Source organism: Bacillus cereus group sp. Bce041 (assembly GCF_052646455.1).
Map to the genome: position 1 here is coordinate 235164 of NZ_JBQXON010000004.1, position 20016 is coordinate 255179.

Consider the following 20016-nt stretch of genomic DNA (forward strand, 5'->3'; position numbering starts at 1 on the left):
TTTACTTCACCTCCATATCGGCTATTTTCACGTATGTATTTCAATGACCTTTTAATACGAAAACGTTTGCATTAGTACTTAAAAAAATAGATTTGTTTATGCCTTCATATATTTGTAAATACTAAAAGATCAGGGAAAACATTTTAAAGCAATCGTTTGTTATCGCTTTCATTTTATAGACTTTCTATCAAGAGGTCAATATATTATTAATTTTCTGTTTTTATATATTTTAAACCTTATTTATTTGTCACAACTTCTTACAGATAAAGTGCCTCATTATTGCTTAGTCAGTTTATTTTCAACGATACATTGCCACGTAAAAAACAGCTAATATCCTTAAAATGACATTAGCTGTTTTTCATAATGTATTAATATATGAATGATAACTATATTTCTAAATTACTTAATTTTTGCTGCATCAAATGCTTTTTGAACTGCTTGAACTTCAGCTGTATTCGCACCATATTTATTAGTTGCCACTCGAATACATGCTGATCTCAATTCTTTGAAATTAGAAGTCATGTTTAACTCATCTGTATTTGCATAATAGAAAATATCAAACATTTTATCTTCACCAATTCCTTTAACAGTTACTCCGTTATGAGTTCCGCCTTTTGCAATCAGATACGCAACTTTATTAATAATACTTGAATTAAAATGAACACCGCCTTGATCCCATCCATTAAAATCGTTAAATTCACTGTAATCATCTGGATAAGGCACTCCAAGTGAAGATGGAACAGAAGCTGGGTTTTCCATATCACGGAAAACAGATCCCGTTTGTTCTCCCATTGTCCAGTTAAAGTTTCCATTATTTACGTATTTCTCAATAGATGTTCCCATAATATCAGATAGCGCCTCATTAATCGCACCGGATTCCCCGTAATATTCAAGATTAGATTCGCTAGAAGTAACAGCATGTGTAAATTCATGTCCAGCTACGTCATATGCTTTAACAATAGGATCGCCATATACAAGCATACTTCCATTATTAGCACTTAATGCATTCTGCCAATTTTTCGGATCATTCGTCTCTTCAGAATCCCAAGCGTGTACAACTGAAACTACCTTTTGTCCCTTATTATCAAAGCTATTACGCTTGTATTTATCTTTATAAAAATCAAATACTTTTGTTGCTAAGTAATGAGCACTTACTGCTTTTGGATCGTTAAATGTTGCCGAAGTACTTGTCGCTAATGTACCAGGATAATAGCTTTCTTCTTTAGTAATATCTCTGTAATTCACATCATATGTTTCAATGCCTTGCCCTCTTGTATAATCAGCAAGAGCATATTTGCCATTACTTTGTTTAGAGATACCAAATGAACGATTAATACCTAAATCATCTTTTCCTGTTCCGGTTAATGATGTAAGACTGCTTTGTTTACTTTTCTTTAAAGCTCCAACTAGTTTGTCACTGGCCTTTAAGTTAGATTCTTGTACCATATTTTTTAACATATCACCATTTTGTGCATTTACTAAATAAGTACCAGAAACATAGTTTGGTGTTGCAGCTTCGAAGGTAACTTGGTATGCATTGCTAGCTTGTCCATTATTTTCATCAACAAAAATAACCTCTTTAACTTCTGGCTCAGAAATAAACTTGATATCGTTCCCGTATTTCGTATAAATATATTGTTTTGCTTCATCTTTTGATAGATTAATAGGTTTTTTCAATTCTTCTTGTTTTAAATTTTGCGCGCTATCACCTGAAACACTTTTAATAACACCCTTATTATCTACGTGTGCAGTTAATTGATGTCCATATACTTCTTTTCCTTCGTATGTTTGCTGCATACGCACAAGTGTAGTTCCATCATACGAACCACGTTTTTGAAGGACTTTATAATCTACTCCTGCTTCTCCATTGACTTGTTTTTGGGACAGAGCTTGTTCTGTTTTCTCCTTAAGTGCATCCTTTACTACATTTTCTGGTGCCTTTTGTGACGGCTGTGTAAGTTCACCCGAACGGAACGATTCCTCCTGAATTTGAACTTGTAGTTGATCTGTTTCCTCTGCATGACCTACCCCATATGGTGCCACAGCTGTTAAAGCTAATCCTGTTGTTAATGCTACCTTAGTTAATGTCTTTTTGTTTTTCATTATTTCACCTCGTATAATTTTTGAAATAGAAAGCTTGTACAAAGTATACTGTCTATTAATGTCTAAAAAAAGAGAAAATACACAATTTATGTAACATTATGCAAAATTACATAAATTGTGGTCAATATTATAAATAATGAACGGAACACATATGTACATTAATTTGAATAAAAGAGAGTCCTTATAGGTGCTCACCCAATTGGTTAGTTATTAATTATCTATATTCATTGTAATAAAAGTATACTTACCTCTAAATAACAACATAAAAACCCACTCTTTACTATTGTAAGAGTGGGTTTAATGTTATTAAAATAACAATTACTATAAGAAATTTTATAATTTATATTTTTTTAGTAATCCTACTAAGTTTTTTGTAAAATTCACCTTTTGTCTTTACATGATTAAACTGATTTGGATTAATATTTGCTTTTTGTGAGAGTAATATAATCTCTTCTTTTGAAATTGAGTCTTTCGTATTTATAGATGCTATATTTGTGTATTTTCCGTCTTCTGTTTTTGGAATTTCTAAAATCCCTTTATTCACAAGATCAACTACCGCCTTATGCTCTGAAGAATGTAAATCTACACCAGTAATTTTCCAATTATGCATAACTTTTGGTGTGTATACACCGTTCTTTACCTCTTTTAAATATGTAATAGCAAGGTTACGAATGGTTCCACCTGTTTCTCCAAATGCATTCTCTTGTTTAGATGACCAAATTTGTTCAAACTTACGCCCCTCTAAAGCTCCACCTTTTGCCTGAAGAGCCTCCATTCTATATGCATTCATTCCCAACGTCATAACATCGCTCATTTTGATTGGTTTGTTTGTACGAATAGAGCGTAAATTTGTAATTCTGCTTCCATATGGTTTTGTTAAGTCAATTTCGTATTTTACGCCTCCAAAGAAATCGTTCGTACTGTATTTAGATGCACGGCGGGTTTTATCAAAGCTAACGGTTACATCTCCGGCACGAGATGAGTTAAAATATCCTGCTGCCCATTCCATATAGTCTTTTAAATCTTTTCCAGAAATCTTATATACTGTAATTTCTCCCAAGGCATATTGGTAATTGTACGCAATATCTTTTTTCTTAATAGGACCTGTATCTAAACGGGCATAATCATTATCAATTTGATGGGCTACTACATCTGCTTTACTGTAGTAGAGCATAACTTCATGAAAGAAATCTGATAAAGGTGTTTCTTGAATCTGAACACTTGGAATACCCTTTATTTCATTTTCAGGAACAAGATTTCTACCCTTTAATTGAGCGACTACAACATTTGCATCTCCTCTCGCATATTCATGAAAAGGTGTTAATGTTTCTTCAAGTGTAGGATCGGATAATATCGTTGTTCCATCAGCATTTTTTACAGGTATAGCGGTAGCAGTTTTATTTTTTAAAGCCAACTTCCCATCTTGCTTTGTAAAAGTAAGGTCAATACGTGAAATATGTGTTCCATATTTATCTGGTTCTGTAATAATTACGTCATTTACAACTTCTTTTTTTACAAGTTTATGCATATGAGCCGCAAAAATAGCGTTTAGTTCCGGACAAGCATTTGCAATATCTTGAACACCAGTACCAGGGATACCATTCTCATTTTCTAGTCCCATATGCATAACTCCTACCATTACATCTACTTTACCTTCTAATTCCTTAATTGCCTTTTTCGTCTCTTCTACCGGATTTTTCACCACTAAACCATTTAAGTGATCTGTCCCTTTTTCAAAATCACTAATCATTGGTGTATTCATACCAATAATCCCAACTTTAATTCCACCTTTTTCTACAATTGTATATGCAGGAAGAAAGCGCTCTCCATTTTCCTTATAAATATTTCCTGCTAACGTTTTTCCCTTATATTGCTCACTAACTTTTTTCAATGTATCTAATCCAAAGTTGAATTCATGATTTCCAAATGCCCAGGCATCATATCCCATTGTATTCATCGCTACCATCATTGGCGATTGTGGCTTATCGTTGAATAATTCTACTGAGTTTCCTTGAATTGTATCCCCGGCATCTACTAATATGGTATTTGGATTTTCTTGACGGACCTTCTTTATAACCGTATAAAGCTGCGTCAAACTTCCACTCATATTTGCTCCATCAAGCGCATAATCCCAAGGCATAAATCTACCATGAATATCTGCAGTACCTAACAATGTAATATTAACTTCAGATTCCTCAGCCTTAGAGATAGATGGTTTGACTATTACTGCCGTTCCAAGCAGTAATAAAATTACAAAGTAACATACATAGTTCTTCCATTTCATTTTTTGCATAATAATAATATTTCTCCCCTTTTTGTACTTTCATAAAGTTGCTTGAACTTTAAAAATGTAACTTATTATTCAGGAAACTTCAACTACAAAAGATAATTTTGAAGGTGGTTCTGTTGCAAAAATAAAGAGAATAAATTGCATACATCCCCTAACAGAATTGTATTTTATCGTTTTCTGACAGAATACTCCTTCCTTAAGCGTGTGAAGTGTACTTTCAAAAAAATAACCCCGCTCTTCATTTAAGACGGGGTTACACTTATACAGAAAATCGGATAGTTTCATATTTTCTTAAGCTTATTGGTCACTTTCAACTAATTTCATTCTATTTTTGTTTTCTTCTGAATCAATATGAATCAACCGTTTCCCCTGTTTATAATACGTATCAATAAATAGGGAATAATTTTTACTTTTCAATTTCACAAAGCAATTTTATCTCTTTTATTTGTGAAATATGACGCTGTTCATGTAAATAGATCAATTCTATCCACTGATCAAGGGATAATTCTCCAAGAGCTGGATGCATCACTGATTTTTTCGCTAATATAGACTCATCTTCTATTGTACTCAGGAAACGCATCAATTCTTTTCTTGATTCGTTTAGCATATTGAGCATTTGCTCCACTTCAAATGGTTCTATACTTGGTTCAATCATTTCTGGAGCTATAAACTTTTTCGTTCTATCTAATAAAATAGTGTGAATTTCTTTACGCTCATTTTGGGTACTATCTAACTTTTTTAACCCTGAGGAAATAACTGTTATCACTCTCTCATCTAATAAAACTAAATGATGACAAACTTGTGCAATACTCCATTTATCCTTATCTGGTTTCCTATTAAATTGAGCATCACTCAACAAAGTAATTTCCTCAAATAATTGATCTCTCGTTTCATAAAACTTGTCATTTACAAATGTATCCATATGGATTCTCCTTTCATTGCAACCTACATACTTAAATTTCTACGCTAGAGATATTATCTTCAAAAAAAGTTTTTCTTTCACTACTATTCCAATTTTATTTTAAAGCCACAAATGAACTTATTTGTTTTTTTATATCTTTTTAATTGGCACAAATAAATCAACCTTTAACTTTCCGTCTAGATCTTCAGCAACATTATTTAAGCAAAACTCTAAATTATCTCTATCATAATCTGCATCATACTCACTATTTGGTAGCCACTCTACATACATGTATTGATACGCTTCACTTAATTTATGAGGTTCATCATAGAACTGGTATAGACCATATGTACCTCCATCTAATTTTTTAAATTGCACATCATGATACTTTTCTTTATCGAAGTTTTCAGGAATCGTAACACATGCATCATGCCGGCACTTATGACTTGCAACAAGTTCAGGATTATCCAATGATATTCCGATAAATGATTGCTCTGGTGGATACAGTTTATTTTCAATTGACCAATTCAGTAACTTTCCCCAGTGATCTTGCGGTTCAAAGTAGCTACCAGTTCGTCTTATATACGCTACTTCTAATGGTGGTAATTTTTTTATAACAACTTTCATTTATATCTTCTCCCCTATAAATATGTACACTGTTTAATTAGCTTTCTTTAACATTTATTCCTTCTTAAATAAAAAGAATTCTCTAATCATATAAAGTGAAACTTTAATCAGCGGGAGATGAATTTGAATTGAAATATAATTGATTACTATTACTACTAAAGTAGTATGTACTTTCATACTTTTATTTGATTTTACATTCTTTTTAAATCGATATATTAATTGTAAGAAAATAAAAAGGTGGAGGATTTTAATTGATTAAAGGAATATACGAAGCGCATTTACCAGTGAGTAATTTACAACAATCTATCGAATTTTATGAAAAACTAGGGTTGAAGTTAGCCTGGAGCGATGAATCAACAGCATTCTTTTGGATTGAGGAAGGGAAAAGTTGGCTAGGATTATGGGCGGGCTCTGAATACGAAACAAAATATCATCCTTCTTTACGTCATATTGCATTTAGAGTTTCCTATGAGGATTTAAAAGAATCATTACATTGGTTACACTCACTTCAAATTAAAGCTGTTCCGTTTGGGAGTAATGAATCTATTGAACCCTTTGTCCGTCCACATCAAGGTAATGCATCTGTTTATTTTATTGATCCAGATGGTAATAGCTTAGAACTTATTTGTCATATTGTTGTACCTAACGCACTAAAACATATAACTGATAAATTATCCTTTAAAGATTGGGAGACGCTATTAGCTGACACATTTGAATGAATATTAGTTATAAATCATAATGGCTCGCTTTTATTTTTATAACATGTATAACAATCTTGAATAATAATGTCCTATCAATTTATCATTAAATAAATGTAAAAAATGACCCTATTTATTCATTTTTAATGCGTATGTATGTACATTTGTTAATTTATTCGATATATTATGGGTATTGAATGATTACGTAAAGTGTATAGGTCGCTTATATAACACCTTATATTTTTATATCCGTGAAAACTACAAAGTGTATGAAAATCCATTTGTCAAATGAATTTAGTGCGGAAGGAGGTTTGTGGTTACTTCATAGGGTATAATAATCAGTTTTTTACTGATAAAAATATAGGAGGCGACATAATGTTTCGTACGATTTCAAATTTCATGAGAGTAGCTGAGATAAGAAGGAAAATCCTTTTTACACTAGCGATGTTAATCGTTTTTCGAATTGGCACGTTTATTCCAGTTCCTCATACTAACGCAGAGGTATTAAAAGTACAAGATCAAGCTAACGTTCTAGGTATGTTAAACGTATTTGGTGGAGGAGCATTGCAACATTTCTCAATCTTTGCTGTAGGTATTACACCATATATTACAGCTTCCATCATAGTACAATTACTACAAATGGATGTTATACCTAAGTTTTCGGAATGGGCAAAGCAAGGAGAAATGGGCCGTAAGAAATCAGCTCAATTCACTCGATACTTTACAATCATTCTCGCATTCATACAGGCCATCGGAATGTCTTATGGCTTTAATAATATAGCAGGTGGACAATTAATAACAGATCAAAGCTGGACTACATACTTATTTATTGCGACAGTTTTAACTGCAGGTACTGCATTTTTACTTTGGTTAGGCGAACAAATTACCGCTAACGGAGTTGGTAATGGTATTTCGATGATTATCTTCGCAGGTCTCGTTGCCGCGATTCCAAATGTTGCAAATCAAATTTATTTACAACAATTCCAAAATGCTGGCGATCAGCTATTTATGCACATAATAAAAATTGTTTTAATTGGACTCGTAATTTTAGCGATAGTTGTTGGTGTTATTTACATTCAACAAGCTGTACGTAAAATACCGATCCAATATGCAAAAGCTGTTTCAGGAAACACTCAATATCAAGGAGCAAAAAACACTCATTTACCGCTTAAAGTAAATAGTGCTGGTGTTATACCAGTTATCTTTGCTTCTGCATTTTTAATGACGCCGCGTACAATTGCGCAACTTTTCCCTGATTCAAGCGTATCAAAATGGTTAGTTGCAAATCTTGATTTCGCACATCCAATTGGAATGACACTTTATGTCGGTCTTATCGTTGCTTTCACATACTTCTACGCATTTATTCAAGTAAATCCTGAACAAATGGCTGAGAATTTGAAAAAGCAAAATGGATATGTTCCTGGTATTCGTCCTGGTAAAGCAACTGAACAATATGTAACTAAAATTCTATACCGTTTAACATTTATCGGTGCAATTTTCTTAGGTGCTATTTCTATATTACCGCTCGTATTCACGAAAATTGCTACGTTACCACCTTCTGCTCAAATTGGTGGTACAAGCTTACTTATCATTGTCGGTGTAGCACTAGAAACTATGAAGACGTTAGAAAGCCAGCTTGTAAAACGTCATTATAAAGGCTTTATTAAAAAAGTGAATTAATTATCAAAAACACAGTTGGTTATTTTTCCAACTGTGTTTTTGATTTTATCAGTCCTGTAATATACAGGGCTGTTGCTTTATTAAACTACATCTCCTTCTCTAATAACCGCCCTTTTTTGAAATAAGTCCGTAGTGTTGAACGATTGGCCAAAAATACACCAATCAATATAAGACAAGCCCCCATTCCCATTGTAGGATTTAAAGGCTCTCCTAAAATGATATATCCCACAATTATTGCAATTAATGGTGATACATATAACCACGTCGATGGAAATATTGGATTTGTTTTTGATAAGAGCCAGTAATATAATCCGTGTCCACCAATCGATCCGATAAATATGAGATATAAAATAGGCCATTGCACACTCCATGAAGTTAATACGGTTACATTTGGTTGTTCTACAATAATAGATGCGATTAGTAGTAAAATCCCTCCATAAAACATTTGAATACCGTTAATAAGAAATGGTGATACATTTGATAAATCTGACAGTATTTCTTTCGAACGAATAGAGCCTATTCCGTAAAATAGCTCCCCTATAACTAAAACAATACAAGCAATACTCCATATGAAACTTACTTGTTGATGCATTCCTGGTAAAGAAACAAATATAACACCTATTAGTGCAATAACTAAAGCAACGAGTTGTTCCTTTTGTAATTTCTCCCTATTCCTCTTTGCTTGTATTAATAAAATCATCATTGGTCCCGTAGCAGAAAGAACAGCAGCTAATCCCGAAGAAATATATTGTTCTGACCAATATAAACTTGCGAATGTCATAAATGTTAAACAAAATCCAGCATACATAATACGTTTTGAAAATATATGTGGCATAATTTCTTTTCGCTTTAATTTAAAAATAATCATAAGGATTATACCCGCTAAAAAGAAACGAATTCCTGCTGAAAACAACGGTGGCGCTCCTGCTTCAATTCCAATTTTAATCGTTAAAAATGTTGTCCCGAAAATAATACATACTAAAATGTAATTAAAAATGACCATTTTACTTCCTCCTTTTTACTCTTAAAATGAGTATAGAGGCTATGGTGTATAACAGTGTATCGGTACATATAACAGTTACTTCAAGTTGTAGTTGATTCCCTATATATTTTCCACTTTAATTAAATTAAAAAGAAAAATAGGTGAACCTATGAAGATTGTATTGCGTAAAGAATCAAACATACCGTATTACAAGCAAATATATATGCAAATTGTTGAAAGAGTACAAAGTGGTATGCTTTCACATGGTGAATCCCTTCCTTCTTTACGTTGTATGGCCACAGATTTACAAATCAATGTATTAACTGTTCGTAAAGCTTATAAACAGTTAGAAACGAAAGGGTATATACGCATCGAACAAGGAAAAGGTGCTTACATATATAAACGTGTAAAGAAAGATTTCAAACCGATACCGTATAAATGGCAACAATCAAGATCTATTAATGTTATGCGTTCTCAATATGCAATGAATAAACACCGTAAATATTATGATTTTTCACAAGCAATTCTGTATCCCCGTCTGTTACCAAATCCATTTTTGGCAGACGAAATGCATAAATTGCTGGATAAAAATCCGATGTTGTTAGCAACTTATGGGCCAGTTCAAGGCGATTATGAATTGCGAGTTGAAATAGTAAATTACTTATATGAACACCAGAATTTAGTGACAGACCCATCTCAATTATTAATTACAAGCGGAGCACAACAAGGAATTGATTTAATTGCTCAAACATTATTAAAACCTGGAGATATCGTATTAGTAGAAAGTCCATGTTACAGTGCCGCGCTTGATGTTTTCATCAATAAAGGTGTTCAAATCATTCCCGTTTCTCTTGATAATCATGGAGTTCGCTCCGACTTAATTGATGATATTTGTCAAAGTAAAAATCCCGTTTTATTGTATACGAATCCCACCTTTCAGAATCCGACAGGTACAGTAATGAGTAAAGAACGAAGAATGGAACTTATAGAACTAGCGGAGCTATATCAATTTTTTATTATTGAAGATGATTCTTTCGGAGAAATATATTTTGAGGATGCTATAGTCCCGCCCCCAATCAAAAGTTTTGATAAGGATGGCCACGTAATATATATAAAAGGATTTAGTAAAACGTTAGCACCAGGACTGCGTATCGCGGCACTTATTGCCGATGGTCCTATTTTTGAATGGCTATATGCAGTAAAAGGTTCAATGGATATCGGTAGTCCTTTATTAACACAAAAGGCACTTCTACCGTTTTTACGTGCAGAACGTATGAAAAACCATTTAGAAAAATTACGTACAGCTTTACAAATGAGACGTGATTTAACAATTGATATATTATCGCCATTAAAAGAACTACACTTTGAAATACCAAATGGAGGTTTTAATTTATGGGTGACACTGCCTGATTCGATAGATCCCTTTACCTTATTACAAAAAGCAAATGAAGTAGATGTCTCTTTTTTACCAGGAACAGCTTGTCTATTAAACTACGAAACAAATGATAACCAATTAAGAATTAGCTATTCAATGTTAAACGAGAAAGATATGGAAATTGGATTAGAGAAATTACATGATACAATACGAAAAAGTATTTGTTAGAAGCAATATCACATTAGCCAACAATAAATAATACCCGCAAATGAAAATGTATAGTATGGGATATTATCTATTGTTGAGCTTTTTCGTTATTCAAATCTAGTTACTCTATAAGCTGTAATCTTTATTATCATTCCACTTTAACTACAATCTTTCCTCTAACATGTTGTCCTTCACTCAAAATATGAGCTTCTCGAACTCCTGCTTCATTAAATGGCACCACTTTACTTATGATTGGTTTGATTTTTCCGTTTACAATTAAAGCTGATAATTCTTCTAATTGTTTTCCATTTGGTTTTAGCCATAAAAATCCTGATTTTATTCCTTCTACTTTTTGTAGTGGTTCATGAACAATGGAAACTAGAACACCACCAGGTTTAATAATTCGAAAACTTTTTTCTTGCACTTCGCCACCTATTGTATCTAACACAATATCAAAATCTGATACTAGTTCTTCAAATTTATCTTTTTTATAATCAATAACGAGATTCGCTCCTAAAGACTGTAAAAATTCTTTATTTTTACTACTAGCAGTCGTGGCAACAAAAGCTCCAAATGATTTTGCGATTTGGATTGCCATACTTCCAACGCCACCAGCTCCAGCATGAATGAATACACGGTCATTCTCTTTTATTTTTGCGTAATCTACAAGACTTTGCCACGCTGTAAGTCCTGCAAGAGGAATAGAAGCTGCTTCTTCGTAACTAATATTATTAGGCATATGTGATACTAAATCTAATTGTACTGCAATGAATTCAGCATAAGAGCCACTTCCTATATTTTCAGGTTTCGTAAACACTTTATCTCCTATATTGAAACACTCTACATCTTCTCCAACTTCTTCAATAACTCCAGCTACATCTAATCCTAAAGTGATTGGAAATGAAAAGCGTAACTGTTCTTGTAAGTCACCTTTTCTTATTTTCCAATCAACTGGATTAACAGATGTTGCATAAATACGTATTAATACCTCATTATTCTTAACAACCGGTTTTAAAACTTGTCTTTCTTTTAATTCTTCAACACTGCCATATCGATCAATAACGATTGCTTTCATTTCCTCTCCTCCTTGCTGTTTATTTTAATAACATACAATTATTTCTCAAAATTTTTTGTCTTGAATTACCATATACTTATTTTTGGGGGTAATTATGCAAAAAGCATTATAAAGTGAAACTTTAATCATTCCTCACCAATCGGGCTCTTACTGCCCGGCAAATAGCGGGATGAATTTCAAAAAGAATCTTACACACATCTTAGAATTATTCAAAACTGTATTATTAATTAAATTCAAAAGAAATGGGGCTAACTTTATGAGTGAAAAGATATTTAAAATAAACGGTATTGATATATGTACAGAAAGCTTCGGTAACTCTAATGATCCCGCTATTTTATTAATTATGGGAGCTACTTGTTCAATGATATATTGGGATGAAGAATTTTGTGAACAGTTGGCGAACACAGGAAAATTTGTTATTCGCTTTGATAATCGCGATGTTGGACGCTCTGTTACATATGAACCTGGCACTTCAAATTATTCAGTAACAGATATGGCTGAAGATGCAATCGGAGTATTAGACGCTTATCATATTGATAAAGCCCATCTTTTTGGTATGTCATTAGGTGGTATGATTGCTCAAATTGCCGCTGTAAAACATCCCGAAAGAATTTTGACGCTAACTTTACTAGCGACTAGTGTAATAGGATCTGATAATAATACTCGCGATTTACCCCCAATGGATGAAAGGATTTTAAAACATCATGTAAAGAGCGCAAGTATAGATTGGACAAATAAAAATGATGTGGCAGAATATTTAGTTTCAGGATCTCGTCTATTATGTGGATCAGAACGAATATTTGATGAAAATAGAGTTTATACACAAGTAAAACAAGAAATAGAACGCGCAAACAATTTATTAAGTATGTTTAATCACGCTTTACTTCAAGGTGATGATGCATATGAAGGTATACTTCACTCCATACAAGCACCAACATTGGTTATTCACGGAACAGACGATACAGCACTCCCATTTGAACATGGCCTCGCACTAATTGATGAAATTCCAAACTCAGTACTATTAACTCTTAAAGGGGCAGGCCATGAAAACCATCCAGATGACTGGGAAAGCATAATTAACGCTGTTTCTAAACATACATCTAAAATTTAGATAAATAACTAATGGAAGGGGGCACAAATTGTGCCCCCTTCTAGTTACAAACAAAAACCCATCACTGTATTCGTATGTATAGTGATGGGGACTTTTTATATTTTTCTATGTTTAAAAAAATGGACAATCTAATTGATCAACAGATTCCCATAATTTTTTTTTTGCATTTTCGGTGGATGTATTTGTGTCTAGTGTCATGTTTTTAAAAGGGTTTACTTCGACTTTTAATAAGGATGAAGGCTCCACATATAATGAGAAAACATGGCTGCTTGGTAAAGCTTTTGAAACGTCAATATCTCCAACTTGTTTAAATAGTTGCTGCGCAGCAAAAAAGAAGAAATTAGTTGGATTTGATTGTTTATTCAGCCACGCAAGCATTTCAGGTGATACCGATTTATGAATATTGATTTTTACTCGATCACCACGTTTATATCGCCTAGATCGCATACTTCCACCAACTAACTTATCGTTAAGTTTGTAAATCCTAACTCTTTTTGCTTATGCTCTCTATATTTTGGCGAACAAGTATAAACTAATAATCCTCGTGCATTTGTAAATAACGGATTATCTACAAAGATTACATTTTTGAGTCGTCCTTTTTGCTTTAAAATCATTTTTAAACTGTTTTTAATAATTACTGCACCCCCGCCATAAATAAACACGTATGGATCGTCTTTCATATCATCAATTTTATTTATAATATCTGTTGCAACACGTGCTGCTAAACCTAATAGCGCTGGCTGTGATTCCTCAACTAATAAGGTATTTCTCGGATGCTTATCATTTAAATAAATTTGATTGAATTCTGTAATACTATCAATCGTTTTAGTTGGATACTTCCGGTTCCATCTCGTAATGATTTGTAGTAACGTCTCTTTTACACCATAAGATAAACCTTTACTTAGTTGCGGACGGAAATTCACCCCTAATGAAACGACTTCTTCTGTCGTCCCTGCACCAATATCAAAAGAGAGTAGAGTTTTATCTACAAAATCAATTTCAGAAACTTGATTTTGCTCACATTCTATTTTATGTTTCACAACATTTCCTTCTTCATCGTATACAATGCCCCACGTACCAGAAGCGCCCTCAGGCAGGCATTTACAATACTCAATTGAAACATTAATTGTCACATCGCGTCCGTTCGGATAATGGAAAATAACCTTATGATTTCCCATATAACGTTTTGCATTTTCAGCAGCTATTTCTTGTGTAATAAGCTGCATAGGAAGAGCGACAGATAAATCATAACGAATATTAATATGGCTAGAAGTTGGACTTTGACGCATAGCGCTTACCGCCAAACCTGATAGTATTGTAATAACCATTAACTCATCCGTTGACTTATTCGATTTCTTCTCTACCTCAGTACCTTTTAATTGATCTTGAATAACTTTTTCTCCAACGATGTATCGTACATTATTTAGCATTAACGATGGCGAACTTATAGTCACATCAATGTGGTTTTCTAATTCAGATAATGAAACATCTACCTCATCTAAGAGTCCTGTAGGCTCACCTATATATAAAGAATAAATACTCGGAATAAAAATAGGGTCTTGCCCTTTCACCATTAACTTCAAACCGTTGTTTCCTGCATCTGCACCAGCTTTTAAAAGTATAGACATAACTACCCCCTAAATTAATCTGACATCCCTTCCAAATATATGCGAGCCCATTCTTTTACATTCAAATGTATTGTAATTTTTTATTTATCATAAAAACAAAATATTGCATACTTACATATTGTGTGTAAAAAGTATTTGACATGACACTTTTCCAATTTTATACTTATATTTGTAAAGAGTTTTTTACAATCGAGGGGGCAATTATTTATTGAATACTAAAAAAACTATTTTTATAATCATTGTTTTAGCATTAATTGCAATACTAGTACATGGCACATATAAATACATAACTGAAGGTTCTATTTTAGGTGGTACGATTTTTGCTATTTCGTTAATACTTAGTAATTTAATTAATCACATTACTTGGGGAGATCCCCACGGTGTGTCAGAAGAAAGTCAAGATGAGATGGGACAACAAATTACATATAAAAGCTTTAAAATTGCGTATTTTGTGCTTGTAGTTGTAATGTTCCTTTTATTAATCTTCTCCGAAGGATTTTCTATGGGGGCTAATTTAGATGGAGTAAAAAACCTCCCCCTGTTCATCGCAATTTGCTCTTCATTCTTTATTTATCCTATTGTCGAACTCATAGTTGCAAAACAATATAAGTAAAAAGATGAGGTTTTCTACATGTAGAAAACCTCATCTTTTTATATTTACATACTCTCTACAATTGCTTTTAATTTATTCACAGTCCGCCAATTCCTAACTGTAGCTGGTGTATGTAACTTCTGAAACTGGTTCATTAATTTAGAATTTCGAATGCTATTTTTGAAAAATAAATAAACGACCTTCTCATCTATATAGCAATCTTCAAGTTCACTTTTAAATGTAAGCAATTGACTACTCTCTTCTTCAGAAAGTACATTAGCTAAAAAAGCAATATGAACACTTTCTCCTTCTAACAATGAATGAACTTCATATGGACATTGTTTAATAATATTTATAAATTCATCATGTGTTCTTAGCATGACTGGAACATCGAAATCAAATTCTTTTTTTATTTCAGATTGTATTTGGTCCTTTAGAAAGTTTATACCTTCCTCAGATTCGAACACAATATTACCACTTTGTATATATGTTTTCACTTGTTTTAACCCTATTGATTCAAACACTCGTTTTAAATCAGCCATTTTGATTACTTTATGGCCACCGACATTGATTCCTCTTAGTAATGCAATATAAAGTGTCATATTATCCCCCCACAGTAAAATGAACTTATCAATTGAATCGGTTTTCCCACTCATATTTCTCGGATATTTGTTTTAATTCTTCTAACATATCATGAATAGATAATACCTCAAATAAAATAATAGATTCACTTGAAAAATGGTGATGATAATGATTTGGTTTATAATCTTTTAAATCATTTTTATAACTCCAAAATTGCTTGTCTAATTCAGCAATAAGTTTGAAATGTTCCTCATCAATTTCATTACAACGGTTTCTCAATATAGCAATTATAGAATGAATTGTTCGTTGTAATATTTCTCTTTCACTTTGTGACCAGTCACAAGTCTCAATTGATACCCGAGCTAAATTATCTATATGGTAAATGATTTGCTGTAATATATGAATTTGCTTCTGCATCGTTAAAAAGCTTCTCATTTCCTTCTTTGTATGTTGATGATATTTCCAATCTTTCTGCTCATATTGAACAAATTGTATCGCCTTATGCAATAATAAAGTCAATTTAGATAAATCCTGAGCAGTCTCCTTTTTCACACCTTTTCCTGCAACTAATGCAGGAATCCATTCTTCCATAATATTTGCTGTTTTAGCAAATAGATCCTCTGTACATCCAAAAATCATTTTCGTGTAGTGGGGTGGAAAAATGAAAAAATTCACTAAAGTAGATACTATAATACCAGTAGATGTAGTAGCTAAACGAATTAAAAATGCAGTAAAATAATGATTTGCCGTAATTGGAATCATTGCTACGGCAGTTAAAGTTGCAACTAAAGTTCCCGCATGTAACCTTAGTTTTTGACATGTAACGATCGTAAACATTGCAGCTAATGCATAAGAAATTGCTTGGTGGCCTAGGAAAAATGTGAAAGTCATGGCATATGCCGATCCAATTGTTGAGGCCGGAAAGCGAATAAGTCCTTTTTTTATTGAGTCTGTTGCAGTTGGTTCAATTGTAACAATTGCTGTTATTACAGCAAAAATAGTTGGGATGTTAAAAAAATCACAAACTAACACTGTAAGAAAAACTGCAATCCCAGTTTTAATCACTCTTCCTCCAACGATATTCCATTTTCTATCTTGATTCATTTTTTATATCCTTCATTCCGGTTTCATTTTATATACATATATTATATATTGTTAAAATAAAAAAACCTACTACTTGAATATTCAAGAGTAAGTTTTCTATCTCATTATTTCATTATAGGTAAATGCATTATTATTTGTTCGCCAATTGGTCCCATTCTTCTAAAACCTTTATCTTGGAAACCAACTTTTGCATATAAATTTTGTGCAGGAATATTTCTTTCATTCACAGCAAGTACAACTTCATTTTTTATTGGAAAATAACGTTTTACAAACTCTTCTAATAATAACAATGACTTTTTAGCGAATCCTTTTCTTTGTCTATTGTGATTAATAGAAAATGACGTTAAAAGTAAAGCATCCTCATTATCTGTGAACTCCTTTACTCTATCTCCCGTTTCCAATGCGAAAAGACCCACCGGTACCCCATTGTGATCTAAAATAACAATCACATTTTTTGTATGATCACTTTTTGCTTTCTCCAGTAATGCGCTTGGATCTGATGTAAACTGAACTTGTTCACTTGGTAAAGTAAATGTTTGTATAACTTCTTTATATTTCTCCTTATACGGAGCTAATTGAATTTCCCCTGTGTGTATGTTCATGCTAAACTCTCCCATTTTTTAGCTTATTAACTTATACCTTGCTGTGCTTTTGAATGCACTCTTCCATCTAAAAAGGTAATTTCAACAAATGAATTTGGATCGTTCCCTTTCCAAGCAAAAATTTGTTTAATTTGTGTAGAATGCTCTACCCCTTCTTCTATAAGTAAATCTCCTTCAAAACCAATTAAATCTTTCACTTCTGTATAAGTCATTCCTTCATTTATACTCGAGAAATGATTTATATTGATAGACTCTTTCTGTTGCCTTTCCATCACAGTAGAAGAAGTTGCTGTTTGGTTTTTCACTTCTTTTCTCTGTTCACACGCTGTCATACTGAAACCTAAGCATAAACTAAACAATATACATGCGCTTTTTTTCATCATAACAGTTGTCCCTCCCATGATAATTAAACCATATATTCCCTTAAAAATAAACTGAATATTTAATATTATATTTAAAAACCTCGTACAATTAAGTACGAGGCTAATTTCATTTATTCAAATGATTATTTGATTGATCATCCTGTTCTTTTCTTAACTCTTGTTCTTCATCTTTTGGTAATTGTTTATCATTATCTTTAATTGGATTCGTTTCTCTATTTTCTATCATATCATTTGGAACTTGTGGCATTACTCGGCCCACAATAGCGGCTAATTCATCTAGTATACCTTCACCTGTTTTTCCTTTTTTAATTTGCTTTCCGATTTGTTTGAGGCGTTCATACGTATCAACATCTGCTACAACGACTGCATTAGCACCGTCAGGGTCATTTTTTAAACTTTCTGCAACAGAGTATTTAATTGATTCAACTCGAGTTCGATCAAGTTTTGCTTTTACATCAATACCTACAATAGCATATTTTCCAACAACGACCGCTGTTGCATCATTCACACCTGGCACACTTGCTGCTAAAGATGCTAAATGATCTGCTGCTTTTTCATTTGGCTTATTTGATTTATTCGTATAATTAACATTTTTCATTGAAACATTTTTTTGTTCCGGCTTTTCGTTTGGATTGTCTTTTTTTCCAATACTGCATCCAGTTATAACGAAGCAAAGCATCAATATATATATTAGAGTTTTCATTATTTTCACCACTTCACTATTAAGGTTTAATCATAAATTTTTTCAACAGCTTGCATTTTCTTTACCTTTTCCTCGGCCCCGCTATTAGCATTAATGAATATTTGGTACGTATCTTTTCCTAAAGTGCCTACAAATTCATAGCAAAGCACTTCATTATGCAAATCATTGACTACTAAAGCTTTACGTTCTTCCATGACTTTTACATCCGGATTGATTTTCTTTCTTGCTTCTGCTGCAGTTAGCTTTGCCGATGGAACTGTTCGCTTTTGATGTGACGCTAAGTATTCTTTTGCGGAGAACCCAACGATAGAACCATCATCTAAAGCAATTTTCATTTGGATTGCTTCTGGATAAATTCGTACTCCATTTTCATTTACTACATACGTAAATACACCAACATTATCATATTGAGAGCTATCATAAAGCTCCATATTATTAAACTTATGTTCCTTTAAAAATTTTAAACCTTTACTACCTGCATCGTTTAAACTAACTTTCTGTTCTTTAATTTCGCGGTTATTCATAACCCAAATTGGATATCCGCCTTTTCCGGTAATATCCATATAGAACTCATTGTTCGTTGCTTCATCTTTAATTTTCACACTATAGAAGGATTCTTTCGCACCTTTTCCACTTTTCTCTACATCTACTTTTTCATTTCCTTTTAAATTCAAAAACGATTTGGCAATTTTCGCCGCTTCATCTTTAGAAATTGCCTTTCCTTCCGCTTCAAATCCGCCTTTTTTATTTTTTTGCGCACTTGTAAAGGTCGGTCCGAAGTTTGTAGAAGAATATGATGTTACGTTTTTCTCTACAGTTTTCAATCCATCAATAATTGTGTTATCTGCTGGATCGCGATTTGATGCAAGTGCCATTTCTACATCCATCCAGCGTAAATTATTTTTCAAAACAAGATGTTGTACTTTTCTTAGTTCATCTTGTATATTTCCTGCATTTGAATATAAAGTTTGTAGCGTTTTATATTCTTGCTCATTTAACGGCTCTTTTTCTAAATCACGAATGGCTGCACGGTAACTGAAATCACCGATATTCGCTAAAAATTCTTCCGTTTTATTAAATGGCATTAATGTTAAAGGTAGTTGTCCTACATCTGAGCGAGCTTCAGATGTTAAACGCCATACATCCGCTAATGCAGGTGATAAAGATGATCGTGAATTCATCGCAAGTGTTGTGCCAATTTTATCGTGTAATAAATCGACTTCGTATGCTAAATCATGGAATGCACGTTGATAGCTATTTTCCGCTCGAATTAAAACCGCATTTTTCTCTTGGTGCTCTTTATAGCCCCAATAGCCTGTTCCTACTACACCGACTGTTAATAATACAATGATAATACCTCGTAACATTGTCCC

General features: G+C 32.9%; 19 protein-coding genes. 5 read left to right on the forward strand and 14 right to left on the reverse strand.

Annotated elements, in window-relative coordinates:
• Nucleotides 1-399: 399 nt before the first annotated feature.
• The 4 genes from ACUN13_RS15360 to ACUN13_RS15375 form a co-directional block, all read right to left on the reverse strand.
• Complete coding sequence (locus ACUN13_RS15360) at nt 400-2103, reverse strand: M4 family metallopeptidase (protein ID WP_000791447.1); 1704 nt, start codon at nt 2101-2103, stop codon at nt 400-402.
• Between the two features lie 340 nt (nt 2104-2443).
• Nucleotides 2444-4396: a bifunctional metallophosphatase/5'-nucleotidase gene (locus tag ACUN13_RS15365; RefSeq protein WP_089607530.1), complete on the reverse strand. Its 1953-nt coding sequence runs from the start codon at nt 4394-4396 to the stop codon at nt 2444-2446.
• A gap of 403 nt (nt 4397-4799) precedes the next feature.
• Nucleotides 4800-5315, reverse strand: a complete 516-nt coding sequence (locus ACUN13_RS15370) for a DinB family protein (protein WP_000379366.1) — start codon at nt 5313-5315, stop codon at nt 4800-4802.
• Between the two features lie 129 nt (nt 5316-5444).
• Nucleotides 5445-5921, reverse strand: coding sequence for an AraC family transcriptional regulator (locus ACUN13_RS15375; protein ID WP_000869612.1), 477 nt, complete (start codon nt 5919-5921; stop codon nt 5445-5447).
• A gap of 251 nt (nt 5922-6172) precedes the next feature.
• Between ACUN13_RS15375 and ACUN13_RS15380 the strand changes: the two genes are divergently transcribed.
• Entirely contained in the window at nt 6173-6640 is a 468-nt protein-coding gene (locus ACUN13_RS15380) for a VOC family protein (protein ID WP_000589640.1), read from the forward strand.
• Nucleotides 6641-6994: 354 nt separating this feature from the next.
• Nucleotides 6995-8299: a preprotein translocase subunit SecY gene (gene secY / locus ACUN13_RS15385; RefSeq protein WP_088344317.1), complete on the forward strand. Its 1305-nt coding sequence runs from the start codon at nt 6995-6997 to the stop codon at nt 8297-8299.
• A gap of 85 nt (nt 8300-8384) precedes the next feature.
• Here the strand turns inward: secY and ACUN13_RS15390 are convergent, their stop codons facing one another.
• Nucleotides 8385-9302, reverse strand: a complete 918-nt coding sequence (locus tag ACUN13_RS15390; RefSeq protein WP_088344315.1) for a DMT family transporter — start codon at nt 9300-9302, stop codon at nt 8385-8387.
• Between the two features lie 148 nt (nt 9303-9450).
• On the opposite strand from ACUN13_RS15390, the gene pdxR reads away from it, so the two are divergent.
• Nucleotides 9451-10884, forward strand: coding sequence for a MocR-like pyridoxine biosynthesis transcription factor PdxR (pdxR, locus tag ACUN13_RS15395; RefSeq protein WP_088344313.1), 1434 nt, complete (start codon nt 9451-9453; stop codon nt 10882-10884).
• Nucleotides 10885-11011: 127 nt separating this feature from the next.
• On the opposite strand, the gene ACUN13_RS15400 is transcribed toward pdxR, so the two are convergent.
• The gene (locus ACUN13_RS15400; RefSeq protein ID WP_409532082.1) at nt 11012-11938 is read right to left on the reverse strand and encodes an NADP-dependent oxidoreductase; all 927 of its coding nucleotides are present in this window, start codon (nt 11936-11938) and stop codon (nt 11012-11014) included.
• Between the two features lie 256 nt (nt 11939-12194).
• On the opposite strand from ACUN13_RS15400, the gene ACUN13_RS15405 reads away from it, so the two are divergent.
• Entirely contained in the window at nt 12195-13049 is an 855-nt protein-coding gene (locus ACUN13_RS15405; protein ID WP_409532083.1) for an alpha/beta fold hydrolase, read from the forward strand.
• Nucleotides 13050-13160: 111 nt separating this feature from the next.
• On the opposite strand, the gene ACUN13_RS15410 is transcribed toward ACUN13_RS15405, so the two are convergent.
• Together ACUN13_RS15410 and ACUN13_RS15415 are read right to left on the reverse strand one after the other, a co-directional pair.
• A complete protein-coding gene (locus tag ACUN13_RS15410) occupies nt 13161-13496 on the reverse strand; it encodes a hypothetical protein (protein ID WP_001257760.1) in 336 nt (111 codons plus the stop codon).
• Between the two features lie 11 nt (nt 13497-13507).
• The gene (locus ACUN13_RS15415) at nt 13508-14677 is read right to left on the reverse strand and encodes a ParM/StbA family protein (protein ID WP_000025622.1); all 1170 of its coding nucleotides are present in this window, start codon (nt 14675-14677) and stop codon (nt 13508-13510) included.
• Between the two features lie 208 nt (nt 14678-14885).
• On the opposite strand from ACUN13_RS15415, the gene ACUN13_RS15420 reads away from it, so the two are divergent.
• On the forward strand, nt 14886-15290 hold the full coding sequence (locus ACUN13_RS15420; protein WP_001093141.1) for a hypothetical protein: 405 nt from the start codon (nt 14886-14888) through the stop codon (nt 15288-15290).
• Nucleotides 15291-15334: 44 nt separating this feature from the next.
• Here the strand turns inward: ACUN13_RS15420 and ACUN13_RS15425 are convergent, their stop codons facing one another.
• The 6 genes from ACUN13_RS15425 to ypeB form a co-directional block, all read right to left on the reverse strand.
• Entirely contained in the window at nt 15335-15871 is a 537-nt protein-coding gene (locus ACUN13_RS15425) for a DUF1697 domain-containing protein (RefSeq protein ID WP_000177387.1), read from the reverse strand.
• A gap of 28 nt (nt 15872-15899) precedes the next feature.
• Nucleotides 15900-16955, reverse strand: coding sequence for an aromatic acid exporter family protein (locus ACUN13_RS15430; RefSeq protein ID WP_409532087.1), 1056 nt, complete (start codon nt 16953-16955; stop codon nt 15900-15902).
• A gap of 104 nt (nt 16956-17059) precedes the next feature.
• Nucleotides 17060-17572 carry a GNAT family N-acetyltransferase gene (locus ACUN13_RS15435; protein ID WP_409532089.1) on the reverse strand — a complete coding sequence of 171 codons (513 nt, stop codon included), beginning with the start codon at nt 17570-17572 and terminating at the stop codon, nt 17060-17062.
• Between the two features lie 11 nt (nt 17573-17583).
• A complete protein-coding gene (locus tag ACUN13_RS15440) occupies nt 17584-17940 on the reverse strand; it encodes a hypothetical protein (protein WP_000976446.1) in 357 nt (118 codons plus the stop codon).
• A 106-nt stretch (nt 17941-18046) separates the two neighbouring features.
• Nucleotides 18047-18643, reverse strand: a complete 597-nt coding sequence (locus ACUN13_RS15445; RefSeq protein ID WP_000854053.1) for a YhcN/YlaJ family sporulation lipoprotein — start codon at nt 18641-18643, stop codon at nt 18047-18049.
• A gap of 26 nt (nt 18644-18669) precedes the next feature.
• Entirely contained in the window at nt 18670-20010 is a 1341-nt protein-coding gene (ypeB, locus tag ACUN13_RS15450; RefSeq protein WP_342761904.1) for a germination protein YpeB, read from the reverse strand.
• Nucleotides 20011-20016: the final 6 nt, after the last annotated feature.

Excerpts from the sequence above, each read along its gene's own strand:
- ACUN13_RS15360 (WP_000791447.1), bottom strand. The coding sequence starts at position 2,103 with ATGAAAAACAAAAAGACATTAACTAAGGTAGCATTAACAACAGGATTA.
- ACUN13_RS15365 (WP_089607530.1), bottom strand. The coding sequence starts at position 4,396 with ATGCAAAAAATGAAATGGAAGAACTATGTATGTTACTTTGTAATTTTA.
- ACUN13_RS15370 (WP_000379366.1), bottom strand. The coding sequence starts at position 5,315 with ATGGATACATTTGTAAATGACAAGTTTTATGAAACGAGAGATCAATTA.
- ACUN13_RS15375 (WP_000869612.1), bottom strand. The coding sequence starts at position 5,921 with ATGAAAGTTGTTATAAAAAAATTACCACCATTAGAAGTAGCGTATATA.
- secY (WP_088344317.1), top strand. The coding sequence starts at position 6,995 with ATGTTTCGTACGATTTCAAATTTCATGAGAGTAGCTGAGATAAGAAGG.
- ACUN13_RS15390 (WP_088344315.1), bottom strand. The coding sequence starts at position 9,302 with ATGGTCATTTTTAATTACATTTTAGTATGTATTATTTTCGGGACAACA.
- pdxR (WP_088344313.1), top strand. The coding sequence starts at position 9,451 with ATGAAGATTGTATTGCGTAAAGAATCAAACATACCGTATTACAAGCAA.
- ACUN13_RS15400 (WP_409532082.1), bottom strand. The coding sequence starts at position 11,938 with ATGAAAGCAATCGTTATTGATCGATATGGCAGTGTTGAAGAATTAAAA.
- ACUN13_RS15405 (WP_409532083.1), top strand. The coding sequence starts at position 12,195 with ATGAGTGAAAAGATATTTAAAATAAACGGTATTGATATATGTACAGAA.
- ACUN13_RS15410 (WP_001257760.1), bottom strand. The coding sequence starts at position 13,496 with ATGCGATCTAGGCGATATAAACGTGGTGATCGAGTAAAAATCAATATT.
- ACUN13_RS15415 (WP_000025622.1), bottom strand. The coding sequence starts at position 14,677 with ATGTCTATACTTTTAAAAGCTGGTGCAGATGCAGGAAACAACGGTTTG.
- ACUN13_RS15425 (WP_000177387.1), bottom strand. The coding sequence starts at position 15,871 with ATGACACTTTATATTGCATTACTAAGAGGAATCAATGTCGGTGGCCAT.
- ACUN13_RS15430 (WP_409532087.1), bottom strand. The coding sequence starts at position 16,955 with ATGAATCAAGATAGAAAATGGAATATCGTTGGAGGAAGAGTGATTAAA.
- ACUN13_RS15435 (WP_409532089.1), bottom strand. The coding sequence starts at position 17,572 with ATGGGAGAGTTTAGCATGAACATACACACAGGGGAAATTCAATTAGCT.
- ACUN13_RS15440 (WP_000976446.1), bottom strand. The coding sequence starts at position 17,940 with ATGATGAAAAAAAGCGCATGTATATTGTTTAGTTTATGCTTAGGTTTC.
- ACUN13_RS15445 (WP_000854053.1), bottom strand. The coding sequence starts at position 18,643 with ATGAAAACTCTAATATATATATTGATGCTTTGCTTCGTTATAACTGGA.
- ypeB (WP_342761904.1), bottom strand. The coding sequence starts at position 20,010 with ATGTTACGAGGTATTATCATTGTATTATTAACAGTCGGTGTAGTAGGA.